Source organism: Allohahella marinimesophila (assembly GCF_039538005.1).
GTDB classification, from domain to species: Bacteria; Pseudomonadota; Gammaproteobacteria; order Pseudomonadales; family Oleiphilaceae; genus Allohahella; species Allohahella marinimesophila.
The window spans coordinates 35421-49537 of record NZ_BAABBO010000014.1; the positions used below are offsets into that span (position 1 = coordinate 35421).

The window sequence follows — 14117 nt, forward strand, 5'->3', positions numbered from 1 at the left end:
AGGCCTTCCGCACGCAGAAGGCCATGGTAGATGTCAGTCGTTATAGACCGGGAAGTCATTGCAGAGAGCCACGACCTGCTCACGCACCTTGTCGATCACCGCTTCATTGCTGATGTCGTCGAGGACATCGCAGATCCAGCCGGCCACCATCTCGGCCTCGCGCTCCTTCATGCCGCGCGTCGTCAGTGCCGGCGTGCCAATGCGTAATCCGCTGGTCACGAAGGGTGAGCGTGGGTCATTAGGCACGGCGTTCTTGTTGACGGTGATGTTCGCCCGCCCGAGCGCTGCATCGGCGTCCTTACCGGTGATGTCCTTGGCGACCAGGTCGAGCAGGAACAGGTGATCGTCCGTGCCGCCAGAAACGATGTCGTAACCACGCGACTGCATGGTTTTCGCCATGGTTCGGGCGTTCTCGACGACCTGCTTCTGGTAGGTGCGGAATTCGTCACTCATCGCCTCCTTGAAAGCGATGGCCTTGGCCGCGATAACGTGCATCAGCGGCCCGCCCTGGCTTTCCGGGAACACTGCGAAATTCAGCTTCTTTTCGAGCTCAGGATTGGCCTTCGCCAGAATGAGGCCGCCGCGGGGTCCGCGCAGCGTCTTGTGAGTCGTGGTCGTAGTGACATCGGCGATCTGTACAGGGCTTGGGTAGACACCCGCAGCGACCAGACCAGCGATGTGCGCCATGTCGACAAGCAGATAGGCACCAACCGAATCGGCAATATCACGGAAACGCTGCCAGTCAATAATTCTGGAATAGGCAGAGAAGCCAGCGACGATCATTCGTGGCTTGTGCTCGGTAGCCAGGGCCTGCACCTGATCGTAGTCAATTTCGCCAGTTTCGTCGCTCAGTCCGTACTGAACCGCATTGTAAATGCGACCGCTGAAGCTGACCTGGGCACCATGCGTCAGGTGTCCGCCGTGGGCAAGGCTCATGCCGAGCACTGTCTCGCCGGGCTGCATCAATGCCATATAAACAGCTGCGTTTGCCTGGGAGCCGGAGTGTGGCTGGACGTTGGCATAGTCGGCGCCGAACAGCTGCTTCGCACGGTCGATAGCCAGCGTCTCTGCTTCGTCGACATATTCGCAGCCGCCGTAATAGCGCTTGCCTGGATAGCCTTCGGCATACTTGTTGGTCAGCACGGAGCCCTGGGCTTCCATGACCAAGGGGCTGGTGTAGTTCTCAGAGGCGATCAGCTCGATATGCGCTTCCTGACGCGCTGATTCCTGTTGCATGCAGCGCCAGATCTCTGGATCGAAATCTGCAAGTTTGGTGTTGCGGGAAAACATACGGCATGACTCCATCGAAAATAAGGAGGGGGCCTGGCAACTGCGCGAGGTGGGGCGCACAACCTGGGACCGCCATTTGAGTGAAAATTGGTCGGCGCAGTATACCAGACTGGATTTTCCCCGCCTATCTTCATGTTACCTTACGCCCGAGCCCTGCCCGACCCTGTGGCTTCTGGTAACTTGGCGCAGCTTGCAGTACAGTCCAGACAGCTCGCCCAGAGCAGCTTCTCAACCCACGTGCAGCATCTGGAATCACTCAATGGCCCAGTACGTCTTTACCATGAACCGCGTCGGCAAGATCGTGCCTCCGAAGCGGGAAATACTCAAAAACATATCGCTCTCCTTCTTCCCTGGCGCCAAGATCGGCGTACTCGGCCTCAACGGCTCGGGCAAGTCCACGCTGCTGCGCATCATGGCAGGTCTTGATCAGGACATTCTTGGAGAGGCCCGCCCGCAGCCAGATCTGAACATCGGCTACCTGCCGCAGGAGCCCCAGCTCGAGGAAGACAAGACCGTTCGTGAGAATGTCGAAGCTGGCGTGCAGGAAGTGAGAGATGCGTTACTGCGGCTGGACGACGTCTACGCCGCCTACGCACTTGAAGACGCGGACTTTGACGCACTTGCCGCCGAGCAAGCCAAGCTGGAAGCGATTGTGCAGGCAAACGACGGCCACAACCTCGAGCGCACACTTGAAGTGGCCGCGGATGCGCTCCGTCTTCCACCCTGGGATGCGCCGGTGCGCAATCTCTCAGGGGGTGAGCGCCGCCGGGTCGCCCTTTGCAAGCTGTTGCTGGCGAAGCCCGAGATGCTGTTGCTCGATGAGCCGACCAACCACCTGGATGCCGAAAGCGTCGCCTGGCTGGAGCAATTTCTCCATGAATATGCCGGCACCGTGGTCGCCATTACCCACGATCGCTACTTCCTCGATAATGTCGCTGGCTGGATTCTCGAGCTGGACCGTGGGCAGGGCATTCCGTTTGAGGGGAATTACTCTGGCTGGCTGGAAGCCAAGGATCAGCGTCTGGCACAGGAAGAACGCGGTGAAGCCGCCAGGCAGAAAGCTATCAGATCGGAGCTGGAGTGGGTTCGCACGCAATCGAAGGGCCGCCACGCCAAGAGCAAGGCCCGTCTTTCTCGATTCGAAGATCTGAATTCACAGGAGTTTCAGAGCCGCAACGAGACCAACGAGATTTACATTCCACCGGGACCCAGACTGGGCGACGTGGTTATCGAAGCGAAGAACATCAGCAAGCGCTTTGAAGACAAGGTGCTGTTCGAGAATCTCAGTTTCGAAATCCCGCCAGGCAGCATAGTCGGCGTGGTTGGCGGTAATGGCGCGGGTAAATCGACGCTCTTCAAGATCATTACCGGCCAGGAAACGCCTGACTCCGGAGAGGTTCGTCTGGGTGACAGCGTGCAGTTAAGCTACGTGGGTCAGATGCGCGAGCTCGACGACTCCAAGACGGTATGGGAGGAAGTCAGCGAGGGCCAGGATCTGATCGTGGTCGGCAACTACAAGACCCAATCGCGCTCCTACCTTTCACGTTTCAACTTCCGCGGCGGCGATCAACAGAAGCGTGTTGGTGATCTCAGCGGTGGCGAGCGCAACCGTCTGTTCCTGGCCAAGTTGGTCAAGCAGGGCGGCAACGTGCTCCTGCTTGACGAGCCCACTAACGATCTCGATATCGAAACCCTGCGAGCGCTGGAGGAAGCCATACTGGCCTTCCCTGGCAGCGCGGTGGTCATTTCGCACGATCGCTGGTTCCTCGACCGAATCGCCACGCACATCATGGCCTTCGAAGGCGACTCTCATGTCGAATTCTTCTCGGGCAATTACTCGGATTACGAGGAGGATTATAAAAAGCGACATGGCCTCGGCAGCGGCCCCCTCAAGCCCGAACGTGTGAAGTACAAACGCCTCGCCTGAGGCAGTCGTCTCAGGATCGGTTAGCCTCTCTGAACTTCAAGCCCGAATAGTGTGCGGGCGAAATAACGCACACTATTCTGGCAGGGTCTATACTGCAGTTTAATATTAATGCAGTTTAATTATTCCCGCCGTTCTGGAGGCTCTCATGCCCACCCTCAGTCTTCGCGTCAAAACCTCAATACCGCTCGCTATCGCCGTAGCTGCCCTGCTCTTGATCATGGTGTTCAGTAGTCACCGCACGCGCGAGCTTGAACAAGACATGAGTGTCTTCCCTGATCGATTCACGCCCGCCGTCAGCGAGGTGCTCAACGCAGATCGTGATCTCTATCAGGCGCGAGTGGCTGAGCTGCGTTACGTCTACGATGAAGCCGATGACAGGGCACCGCTCAGAGCCGATTTTGAAGAAAATGCTACCCAGGCCCTGGATCGCTTCAACAGTTTCAAGGATTTGATGGCGCCCTACCCGGATGTCCTCAAGCAGCTCACTGGCTTCGACCGGGTATATGGGGAGTGGCTGGCCGCCGTCAAGCGCGTACTCGCTGCCATGGATAGCGGTGACCAAGAGGGAGCTATCACGCTAGCCCTGGGCGAATCGAATGCAGCATTTACTACCCTGCGGGATATTTATAATGTTGCCGGAGAAGCGGCCCTGGCACACAGTGCCGTGGTGCGCGGTGAAGTAGCCGAAGCGGTCGACACCAGCCAGCTCATCAGCTGGACCGTGGCGCTGCTGATAACTGTACTGGTGAGCATCATCGCTTTCACCAGCCAGACGATGTTGCTTCGACGGATCCGGGAGCTCAACAAGGGTATAGACTCCATCGCGTCAGGTGGCGGAGACCTTACTCGAAAGATAGAAGTGAAGCATCATGATGAGCTTGGCGAGCTCGGGCTCTCGTTCAACCGTTTCGTCACGAGTCTGCACGATTTGATCACCGCTGTTAGAAACGACGTTGGTCAGTTGAATCGAAGCTCAGATGTTCTGAATCAGTCGGCAGAGAAAGCATCTACCATTTGTTCCAGACAGAGTTCTGCTTCTGACATGATCGTGAGCGCAGTGCATGAAATGAGCATTGCCACGAAGGAGATGTCCGGGCTGGCTCACCAGACTGCAGATGAAACGCAGCAAGCCAAGACCTTCTCGGCTCAGGGCGTGATCCTGATCAATCGCTCCGTCACACAGATTCAGGCGCTGTATCAAAGTATTGAAGGTGCGGCCACAGGTGCCAAGACGCTTGCGGAAGAGTCCGGCAAGATCAACGGCTTCCTGGAAGTGATCACCGGCATTGCCGAGCAGACCAATCTGCTTGCACTCAACGCAGCCATCGAGGCGGCGCGAGCGGGTGAGCAGGGCCGTGGGTTTGCTGTCGTCGCCGACGAAGTGCGCGCACTGGCAGGGAAAACGCAGGAGTCCACAAACAGTATTCGACAGATGATCGAGTCAGTCCAGAGTGGCGTGCAGAATGTGGTCGACATGATCGAAGACGGCTTCGGGCGCGTTAGCAGCTCCGTCGAACTGGCCAAGGAAACTGAAAGCTTGCTGGCGAATACCCTCGAAGTCATTGGCCGGGTCGAAGAGATGTCCATTCAGACCGCCACTGCGACTGAGGAGCAAACGGCGGTGACTGATGAGATCAACAGGAATCTTCAGGAACTCAATGCGCAGACCCAGATGTCCAACGAAGTCGCTCATGATACGCACGAGGCAGCCCGTGACGTGAGCAATATGGCTGGCAGTATTCGCGATGGTGTGGGCCAGTTCAAGATCGCCTGAGTGCAAGATTGACGCTTTTTCAGAGGCCTGGCGCAAGTTTTTGAGGCAAAACTGCAGCTTTTCGACGCATAGTCGCCTATAAGTTAAGTATGATCTGGCAGACTGGTTGACGGCCGTAAGGGACAGGCGATGCAAAATTCAATGCAAGATGATGGGGAGAACATGTCTGAGGACCGGCGAAACTTCAAGCGCATCGAGTTTGATGCCGAAGTGTTGATCCGCCATTTTGATTCGACCCGTGATTATATCGGCACCTGTTGGGAAGCCGAACTGGTCGACGTCTCGTTCAAAGGTTTGCTGGTGTCGAAGCCGGTGGACTGGGACGGGAGCGCGCATCAGTATCTGCTGGTGCTGAGCCTGCCTGATTCAGACAGGGCCATCGAAATGATCGGTCATTGTAGCCATGAGACCGATGAGCTCATTGGCTTTGTTTGTGACCAGATCAGCATCGAAAGCGCCACCAATTTGCGCAGGCTCATCGAGCTCAATGTTGGTGACCCCTTCCTGCTTCAGCGGGAGTTCGCCAGTCTGATCGATTATTACAAGCAGACTGAATAAGCAACTCCTTCTCAGAGCTGGTCGAGTGCCTCTGCCAGCGTGCGAACACCAATCACGGACTGACCTTCCAGCTGACGAGCGGCCGCCGAGCCTGACTTGGGCAAATTTGCCTTTGGGACGATAAATCTTTCGAAACCATGCTTCCTTGCCTCGATGATTCGCTCGGTGCCACTACTGACCGGCCGTATCTCTCCGCCAAGCCCTATCTCACCAAAGACGATTGTGGAGCGGGGGATGGCCCTGTTACGGAAACTTGAAGCGATGGCCAGTACCAGCGCAAGATCCGATCCGGTTTCAGCGATCTTGACTCCACCAACCACGTTGATAAATACATCCTGATCGTGACACTGAAGGCCGCCATGCTTGTGCAGAACGGCGAGCAGCATGGCCAGGCGCTGTGGGTCCGTCCCTACTGCGAGGCGACGGGGTGAACTGCCAGCCGCATTGTCAACCAGCGCCTGAACTTCTATCAGGAGTGGCCGTGAGCCTTCCCAGGCCACGGTAACGAGGCTGCCGGCCGCTTCCTCACCTGTCTGGTCAAGAAAGATCGCCGAGGGGTTCTTCACATCCTTCAGTCCCGAGTCGAGCATGGCGAAGACACCAAGCTCATTCACCGCGCCAAAGCGGTTCTTGGTTGCCCTGAGCAGGCGAAACCGGCTATCTGCCGTGCCTTCGAGCAGGATAGATGTGTCGATGATATGTTCGAGTACCTTGGGGCCGGCGAGCGCGCCTTCTTTGGTCACGTGGCCAACCATGAGGATTGACGTGCCGGATTGCTTGGCATAACGGGTCAACAGTGCTGCGCACTCCCGGACCTGGGTCACGCCGCCGGCCGCGGCCTGTAGCTCGCTGAGGAACATGACCTGGATACTGTCGATAATCAGCATCTGGGGCTTTCGCGAGCTCACCTGCGCCATGACTTCGTGCAGATCGCTTTCTGCCATGACCTGTAGTCGACTCACATCAATTTTTAGACGCTGCGCACGCATCGCCAACTGTTGCAGTGACTCTTCACCGGTGACGTAGAGCACTTCCTGATGCGCGGACATTCGGCCAGCCAACTGCAGCAACAGGGTACTTTTACCAGCGCCGGGATAGCCCCCCAACAAAATGACCGAGGCGGGCACGATTCCACCACCGAGCACGCGATCGAGCTCATCGCTGCCTGAACTCGTTCGAGGTATCTCGCCGACTTCGACCTCGCCCAGCAACTGCACCTGACTTTGCTGGCCGGAGTAACCCGCCGCTTTGGTAAACGCCGCGGCCGTTTGACCAGCATGCTGAGCTGCAGCAGGACTTTCACGGAAGGTCTGAAGGGTGTTCCATTCCAGGCACTGACTACACTGCCCCTGCCACTTGCTGTGGCTCGCGCCACAATCGGAACAGACGTAATGGATTTTGGCCTTAGCCATGCAGCACCTTCAGCCTCGCAAACGATGCTGTCATTTGTGGTAAGCGGGGCTTATCTCGTGCACGGCATCGACCATGACTTTCAGATGGTCCGGGTCTACCGCTGGGGTAATGCCATGACCGAGATTGAAGATATGTCCTGGGCCCTGGCCGTAACTGTCAAGTACAGCCGCCACTCGCGAACGAATGGTGTCCTTGCTGCCAAGCAATATGGCCGGGTCCAGGTTTCCCTGCAAAGCCACTTTATCCTCAACCAGTTCACGCGCCTTGCTGAGATCGACTGTCCAGTCGACGCCGAGCGCATCAGCCCCGCTGTCAGCCATCTTTGAAAGGTTGAACTGTGCGTTTTTGGTAAACAGTATGACTGGTACTGTGCGGCCGTCATGTTCGCGCTTAAGGCCAGCGACAATCCTGCTCATGTACTGCAGGGAAAAGGCCGCATAATCCGTAGGCGAGAGTATGCCGCCCCAGGTATCGAATATCTGCACCGCCTGGGCACCAGCCTCGATCTGCCCGTTGAGATAGCTGATCACGCTGTCTGCCAGTTTGCCGAGCAGTGCATGAAGTATCTCAGGCTGCGAAAACATCATTCGGCGGATGGTACCGAAATCCTTGCTGCTCCCGCCCTCGACCATGTAGGTGGCCAGTGTCCAGGGACTGCCGGAAAAACCTATCAGCGGCACCCGGCCAGCGAGTGCGCCACGGATAGTACGGACAGCGTTCATCACGTAATCGAGGTCGCCCGAGGAAACAACCGGCAAGGCATCCACATCAGCCTTTGAGCGAACGGTATGCTTGAACTTCGGCCCCTCCCCTGTCTCGAAATACAGACCGAGGCCCATCGCATCCGGAATAGTCAGGATATCAGAAAACAGAATCGCGGCATCGAGATCGAAACGAGCGAGGGGCTGCAGTGTAACTTCGCAGGCGAGGTCGGCATTTCGACACAGATCCATGAAGCTGCCTGCGTGCTCGCGTGAGGCTCTGTACTCAGGCAGATATCGACCAGCCTGGCGCATTACCCACACGGGCGTCCGCTCTACCGGCTGCCGAAGCAGTGCCCGTAGAAAGATATCGTTCTCGAGATGAGCCATCAGAGTTCCAGATAGTCGAGTATGCCTTCAGCCGCCTGTCGACCTTCCCAGATAGCCGTGACTACCAGATCCGAGCCACGGACCATGTCACCGCCAGAAAATATCTTCGGATTGCTGGTCTGGAAGATGTACTGCTGCTTCTCTGGTGCGACGACTCGTCCACTATCGTCAACGCTGATCTTGTGCTCATCGAACCACTCGGCGGGGCTTGGCCTGAATCCAAAAGCAATCAGGACTGCATCGGCAGGTATGATCTCTTCGCTACCAGGCACAACGACCGGTCGACGACGACCATTTTCATCGGGTTCGCCGAGTTGGGTCTTGACCACTTTGACGCCTTCGACGCGATCTTCACCAATGATGGCCACTGGCTGTCGATTGAAGAGGAATTTGACACCCTCCTCTTTGGCATTCGCCACTTCGCGGCGTGATCCCGGCATGTTGGCCTGGTCACGACGATAGGCACAATGCACAGTCTTTGCGCCTTGTCGAATGGCGGTGCGGTTGCAGTCCATGGCCGTGTCGCCGCCACCGAGGACTACAACTCGCTTGCCTTTGAGATCGATAAAGTCGGCGTTGTTTTTCTCAAAACCGAGTCTGCGATTGACGTTGCTGACCAGGTAGGGCAGCGCATCGTAGACACCCGGCAGATCTTCACCGGCAAAGCCACCTTTCATGAAGTTATAGGTACCCATGCCCATGAACACGGCATCGAACTCTTCCAGAATATCGGCGAATGCGATGTCCTTGCCGATCTCCGTATCCAGGCGGAACTCCATGCCCATGCCTTCAAAAATTTCGCGGCGAAGCGCCATGACATTCTTCTCGAGCTTGAACTCAGGAATACCGAAGGTCAGTAGGCCGCCAATTTCAGGGTAGCGGTCAAACACGACTGGCTTCACGCCGTTGCGTATGAGGATATCGGCACAGCCCAGACCGGCCGGTCCCGCACCAATGACGGCGACACGCTTGTCCGTCATCACGACGTTGGAGAGATCTGGCCGCCAGCCAAGTGCGAAAGCGGTATCGGCGATATATTTCTCGATCGAGCCGATAGTCACCGCACCGAACCCGTCATTCAGGGTACAGGCGCCTTCACAGAGCCTGTCCTGTGGACAGACTCGACCACAGACTTCCGGCAGCGTGTTGGTCTCGTGACAGAGATCTGCCGCTCCCATGATATTGCCTTCGGAAATCAGCTTCAGCCAGTTCGGAATATAGTTGTGTACCGGGCACTTCCACTCGCAGTATGGGTTACCACACTCCAGACAGCGGTGCGCCTGATCCTGGGCTGAATCATCCTCGAAAGGTTTATAGATTTCAGCAAAGTCTTTCTTGCGCTTGGAGACCCGGACTTTTTCCGGATCTTCCCGACCAACGTCCAGAAACTGGAAGTTGTTGTTCAATCGCTCTGCCATTCGAATTACCTCTTGGATACCAAATCTTATTCCGGACGAGCCCGGGTGGAAGCGAGCAGACTGCCAAGACTGGCGGCCTTCGGTTTCACCAGCCAGAATCGGCTGAGATAATCGTCAAAATTATCCAGCAGGTTCTCTGCCCAGACAGAGCCTGTATGAGCGATATGCTCCTGAATCACCTCTCTAAGGTGGTTTCTGTATCCTTCAGTGGCTTCCGAAGTAATGCGTTGTATCTCAACGAGCTCGTGGTTATAGCGGTCGACAAAGGTCTTGTCTTCGTCGAGGACGTAGGCAAAACCGCCGGTCATACCCGCGCCGAAGTTGTAGCCGGTGCGGCCGAGTACAGTGACGACACCTGCAGTCATGTATTCACAGCAGTGATCGCCGGCGCCCTCGACTACGGCGTTACAGCCTGAGTTACGTACAGCAAAACGCTCACCGGCGGTGCCTGCTGCATACAACTGGCCGCCCGTTGCGCCATAGAGACAGGTGTTGCCGATGATAGCTGTCTCCTGCGAGGAGAAGCGGCTTTCAGATGGTGGTCTGATGACCAGCTTGCCACCAGTCATGCCCTTGCCTACGTAGTCGTTGGCATCACCTTCCAGATACATATCCAGACCGCCAGCGTTCCAGACACCAAAACTCTGGCCAGCGGTGCCTGTGAGGCGCAAGGTAACCGGTGCATCGGCCATGCCCTGATTGCCATGCAAACGCGCAATGGAGCCGGAGAGCTTGGCGCCTATTGAACGATCACTGCTGGTGACCTTGAACTCAAACTCGCCACCAAGCTTGTTTTCGATGGCGTCCTTGAGTTTCGCCAACATAGCTTCTGCCAGTGCACCCTTGTCGTAAGGCGGGTTTCGCTCCTGCTGACAGGTATGCGGCGCAGCCGGATCGATGTGCGAGTTATCCAGCAAGGGACGCAAGTCGAGCTGCTTCTGTTTTTCTGTCCGGCCCGGCAGACGCTCGAGCAGATCGGTACGCCCCACCAGTTCATCCAGCGAACGAACGCCCAGAAGAGAGAGCCACTCGCGCGTTTCTTCGGCGACGAAGCGGAAGAAGTTCATGACCATCTCGACTGTGCCCTTGAAGTGATCTTCTCGAAGCTCGTCATTCTGTGTAGCGACGCCCGTCGCACAATTGTTGAGATGACAGATTCGCAGATACTTGCAGCCGAGAGCGACCATGGGCGCGGTACCAAAACCAAAGCTTTCAGCACCGAGAATAGCACCCTTGATCACATCGAGGCCGGTCTTGAGTCCGCCATCCGTCTGGAGACGAATCATGCCACGCAGCCCATTATCACGGAGTGCCTGCTGAGCTTCTACGAGACCTAATTCCCATGGTGAGCCAGCATATTTGATAGACGTGAGCGGGCTGGCCGCCGTGCCACCATCGTAGCCGGAAATCGTGATCAGATCGGCGTAGGCCTTCGCTACGCCAGCAGCGATGGTACCAACACCAGGTTCGGACACGAGCTTGACCGAAACGAGGGCCTCAGGGTTGATCTGCTTGAGATCGAAAATCAGCTGAGCCAGATCCTCGATAGAATAAATATCGTGATGCGGCGGAGGCGAAATTAGCGTAACGCCTGGCACCGCAAAGCGGAGACGTGCAATCAGCGCGTTGACCTTGCCACCCGGCAGCTGGCCGCCCTCCCCCGGCTTGGCGCCCTGCGCCACCTTGATCTGCAGAACATCTGCTGTCGCCAGATAATGCGGTGTGACGCCAAAACGACCAGAGGCGACCTGGCGAATCTTCGATCGCCTTTCGGTGCCGTAGCGCGCAGGATCTTCGCCGCCTTCACCCGAATTGGAGCGTCCACCTAGCCGGTTCATGGCGACCGCAAGCGCCTCATGCGCTTCAGGCGACAGCGCACCAATGGACATCGCCGCACTGTCGAAGCGGGTGTACAGAGACTCCAGTGGCTCGATCTCCTCAAGCGGCAGCGGTGTCTCTGCCAGCTTCAGCGAGAGCAGATCGCGAATCGTCGTAATCGGGCGCTCGTTGACGAGGGCAGCATATTCACGATAAAGGCCGTAATCGCCTTCCATCACTGCAGACTGCAGCAATTTGACCACATCCGGGTTATAGGCGTGATATTCACCGCCATGAATGAACTTGAGCAAACCGCCCTGCGAAATGGACTTGCGACGTTGCGAGGCATGCTTCGCGAGCAGTTCCTGTTCAAGCTGCAAATCGAAGAATCCTGCACCCTGAATTCGGCTGGCCACACCCTTGAAACAAAGATCGACTATCTCATCGGCGAGACCAATGGCCTCGAACAACTGTGCACCGCGATAGGACGCGATGGTACTGATACCCATCTTCGACAGAATTTTCAGAAGACCCTTATTGATGCCGCGACGGTAGTTGTTCTTGGCATCGATAGGACTGATCAGCACTTCACCGGAATTGATGAGACCGTTCAGCAACTGATAGGCCAGATATGGGTAGACCGCAGTGGCACCGAAGCCGAAGAGCACAGCAAAGTGGTGCGGATCGCGAGCCCAGGCAGTCTCAACGATAATATTCGAATTACAGCGCAGCCCCTTGCTCACCAGCCGATGGTGAACTGCACCCGTGGCGAGAAAGGCATTCACTGGCAGCTCGTCATCCTTCAATCCGGCGTCGGACAGGACCAGCACAACCTTGCCGTCGCGAGCATGGCGCTCGGCCTCATCGGCAACGGCTTCAACGGCGGCTTTCAGCCCCATTTCAGCCTTGAAGGCCAGCCTGATCATGACGGGCGGATAGCCAGAGTCTTCCATCTCCTGAATTCGCTTGAATTTCGCGGGCGATAGAACGGGCGTGCTGAGTATGAGACGGCGCGCGTGCTCAGGCGACTCTTCGAAGATATTGCGCTCCGCACCGATGCAGGTTTCCAGCGACATCACGATGGTTTCCCGCAGCGGATCGATTGGCGGATTAGTGACCTGCGCGAACTTCTGACGGAAATAATCGGCGACGTTGCGTATGCGCTCCGACAGAACGGCCATCGGTGTATCGTCACCCATGGAACCGACAGCTTCCTGGCCTGTTTCAGCGAGCGGCCGAAGAATCTGATCCCGCTCTTCGAAGCTGACGTTGAACATCTTCTGGTAGTACTTCAACTTGTCGGCATTGAACAGCGCAAAGGGTGATGCACCCTGATGCAGCTTGGTTTCAACACGGACGGCGTTTTCGCGCAGCCACTTCTTGTAGGGGTGCCTGACCTTCAGACGAGAGTCGATGTCGTCCGTATGCAGCACTTCACCCTTGAGGGTGTCGATCGCCAGAATCTGACCCGGCCCTACCCTGCCCTTGGCAATGACGTTCTTCGGCTCATAGGCGTAGGTACCGATCTCTGAAGCCAGCGTAATGAACCCATCGGTCGTAGTGACCCAGCGCGCAGGCCGCAGGCCATTTCGGTCCAGCAGGCACACGGCGTAGCGGCCGTCAGTCAGTACGATGCCTGCCGGTCCATCCCATGGCTCCATATGCATCGAGTTGTATTCATAGAAGGCCTTGAGATCGGCGTCCATGGTGTCGACGTTCTGCCACGCAGGGGGCACCATCATCCGCACGGCACGGAAGAGATCTACACCGCCAGCCAGCAGAACCTCGAGCATGTTGTCCATGGAAGAGGAGTCTGAACCAGTACGGTTGACGATGGGCTGCAACTCGTCAAGATTCGGCAGTGCATCGGTCTTGAATTTTGAGCCACGAGCGAGCGACCAGTTGCGGTTGCCTTCAATGGTGTTGATTTCGCCATTGTGGGCCAGGTATCGGAAGGGCTGGGCCAGCGGCCAGCGCGGCGCGGTATTGGTAGAGAAGCGCTGGTGAAAGACACAGATGGCCGTTTCCAGTTCGGCGCTGCCGAGATCGGTGTAAAACACTGGCAGATCCGACGGCATCATCAGGCCTTTATAAGACACGACCTGATCGGAGAGACTGCAGATATAAAATTCACGATCGCCAGTGAGGGCGATTTCGGCTTTACGTCGGGCGACAAACAGTTTGAGCGACAGCGCCTGGTGATCAAGATCTTCCGCGGCTTCAATGAAAATCTGTTCGATACGCGGCAGGTTAGCCAGGGCCATGGGCCCCAGACAGCCGGTATTCGTCGGTACGACTCGCCACCCAGCGACTGTCAGGCCCTGGGTCTCAATCTGCTGCTCGAGCTCTGTCCGCGACTGCGCGGCCTTTTGTTCATCAGGATTGAGAAACACCATACCGACGGCGAATTTCTTGCCAAGGGCCTTGCCGAAGGCTTCCTGAGCAACACAACGCATGAAGCCGACAGGCATCTGCAGCAGAAGACCACAGCCGTCGCCGGTCTTGCCGTCAGCGGCAATACCGCCACGGTGCGTCATGCAGGTGAGTGATTCGATCGCCGTCTGCAACAGCTTATGACTACGCTCGCCCTCCATATGCGCAATCAGGCCGAATCCGCAGTTATCACGGAATTCGCCGTTTTCGTAAAGCCGGTGCTGGACCTGGCCCACTTCCTGTGCAGGCTTCTCTGCCGCAGGGCTCATCGCAGAACTTGTCAAACGGTTCATGGCAATCTCTCACTAACAAATGCAGCGTTTAATGCCTCCTTAGAGGGATTCGCTGAAAAAGGGCCGGCCATTTTACACAGCAGCACATGGCTACTCAAATAA

The 14117-nt window shown here is 56.8% G+C and carries 8 protein-coding genes; 3 read left to right on the top strand and 5 right to left on the bottom strand.

The features are described from left to right. Positions 1-33: 33 nt before the first annotated feature. On the bottom strand, positions 34-1290 hold the full coding sequence (gene glyA / locus ABD735_RS15240; RefSeq protein WP_344807967.1) for a serine hydroxymethyltransferase: 1257 nt from the start codon (positions 1288-1290) through the stop codon (positions 34-36). Positions 1291-1549: 259 nt separating this feature from the next. Here glyA and ettA point away from each other — a divergent pair, with 259 nt between their 5' ends. From ettA to ABD735_RS15255, 3 genes are all read left to right on the top strand, one after another. Continuing rightward, on the top strand, positions 1550-3217 hold the full coding sequence (ettA, locus tag ABD735_RS15245) for an energy-dependent translational throttle protein EttA (protein ID WP_344807969.1): 1668 nt from the start codon (positions 1550-1552) through the stop codon (positions 3215-3217). A gap of 145 nt (positions 3218-3362) precedes the next feature. Next, a complete protein-coding gene (locus ABD735_RS15250; RefSeq protein ID WP_344807971.1) occupies positions 3363-4991 on the top strand; it encodes a methyl-accepting chemotaxis protein in 1629 nt (542 codons plus the stop codon). Between the two features lie 141 nt (positions 4992-5132). Beyond that, a complete protein-coding gene (locus ABD735_RS15255; protein WP_344807973.1) occupies positions 5133-5549 on the top strand; it encodes a PilZ domain-containing protein in 417 nt (138 codons plus the stop codon). Between the two features lie 11 nt (positions 5550-5560). Here the strand turns inward: ABD735_RS15255 and radA are convergent, their stop codons facing one another. From radA to gltB, 4 genes are read right to left on the bottom strand one after another with little or no spacing between them, the layout of a single operon-like run. Further along, entirely contained in the window at positions 5561-6961 is a 1401-nt protein-coding gene (radA, locus tag ABD735_RS15260) for a DNA repair protein RadA (RefSeq protein WP_344807975.1), read from the bottom strand. Positions 6962-6991: 30 nt separating this feature from the next. After that, the gene (gene hemE, locus ABD735_RS15265; protein ID WP_344807977.1) at positions 6992-8053 is read right to left on the bottom strand and encodes a uroporphyrinogen decarboxylase; all 1062 of its coding nucleotides are present in this window, start codon (positions 8051-8053) and stop codon (positions 6992-6994) included. Next, the gene (locus ABD735_RS15270) at positions 8053-9471 is read right to left on the bottom strand and encodes an FAD-dependent oxidoreductase (protein ID WP_344807979.1); all 1419 of its coding nucleotides are present in this window, start codon (positions 9469-9471) and stop codon (positions 8053-8055) included. Before ABD735_RS15270 ends, hemE begins: the two co-directional genes overlap by 1 nt. A 26-nt stretch (positions 9472-9497) precedes the next feature. Then, positions 9498-13991, bottom strand: coding sequence for a glutamate synthase large subunit (gene gltB, locus ABD735_RS15275; RefSeq protein ID WP_344808288.1), 4494 nt, complete (start codon positions 13989-13991; stop codon positions 9498-9500). Positions 13992-14117: the final 126 nt, after the last annotated feature.

Coding starts and splice junctions, on each gene's coding strand:
- glyA (WP_344807967.1), bottom strand. CDS start 1,290: ATGTTTTCCCGCAACACCAAACTTGCAGATTTCGATCCAGAGATCTGG.
- ettA (WP_344807969.1), top strand. CDS start 1,550: ATGGCCCAGTACGTCTTTACCATGAACCGCGTCGGCAAGATCGTGCCT.
- ABD735_RS15250 (WP_344807971.1), top strand. CDS start 3,363: ATGCCCACCCTCAGTCTTCGCGTCAAAACCTCAATACCGCTCGCTATC.
- ABD735_RS15255 (WP_344807973.1), top strand. CDS start 5,133: ATGCAAGATGATGGGGAGAACATGTCTGAGGACCGGCGAAACTTCAAG.
- radA (WP_344807975.1), bottom strand. CDS start 6,961: ATGGCTAAGGCCAAAATCCATTACGTCTGTTCCGATTGTGGCGCGAGC.
- hemE (WP_344807977.1), bottom strand. CDS start 8,053: ATGGCTCATCTCGAGAACGATATCTTTCTACGGGCACTGCTTCGGCAG.
- ABD735_RS15270 (WP_344807979.1), bottom strand. CDS start 9,471: ATGGCAGAGCGATTGAACAACAACTTCCAGTTTCTGGACGTTGGTCGG.
- gltB (WP_344808288.1), bottom strand. CDS start 13,991: ATGAGCCCTGCGGCAGAGAAGCCTGCACAGGAAGTGGGCCAGGTCCAG.